This is a genomic window from Vibrio sp. 1288, from assembly GCF_033344475.1.
In genome coordinates, this window is the sequence record NZ_JAWPOX010000679.1 from 1 (window position 1) to 634 (window position 634).

The following is a 634-nucleotide window of genomic DNA, read 5'->3' on the forward strand; positions in this document are numbered from 1 at the left end:
CTTTTTCATCGGAGCGGAATCGTGGACGATCATCTGGTCGTAAAGCTGGTCGGCCATTTTTATCCGACACAAAACTCAACACACCATGTACCGCTTGCTCACGGCATGCTTGAATACACTGACCACAACTGATGCAGCGGTTAGCATCAAATTCAATGAACTCAGAACTGCGGTCTACTTCGTATTTGTGACGAAGATCTTTCGCTCGTAAATCGAGCCAATCTTGATGACCAATCACGTTAGCAGAGGAAACGACCACGGAAACATCGAAATGTTGCTCGGCATGATATTCCGTTGAGTAATCTCGCAAGGCACAGTCGGTATTCGCTTGGCAACCACACTCTAAGCAGCGCGCCGCTTCTTTCATGGCCTCTTCGTTATCAAAGCCCAGTTCCACTTCAGCAAAACTCTGCTCACGCTGCGCTGGAGTCAACTCCGGCATGATTGAACGAGCAACTTTTTGGATGTTTTCAAAATGAAGTGGGTCAACCTGCGCCAGTTTTTTCTCTTTACGAGAGTTGAACGCAGGTTTCGGCATATCCGCCATATCGCCATTGAGGAACAGATCAATCGCTTTTGCCGCCACTCGCCCATCCCCCACTGCTTCAACCGCTGTCGCAGGACCACGACGAAA

At 49.2% G+C, this 634-nt stretch carries 1 protein-coding gene; it reads right to left on the reverse strand.

The window, feature by feature from the left end; genetic code table 11:
- On the reverse strand, positions 1-634 hold a 634-nt coding region (locus tag R8O11_RS28740; protein WP_318195058.1), incomplete at both ends, for a 4Fe-4S binding protein.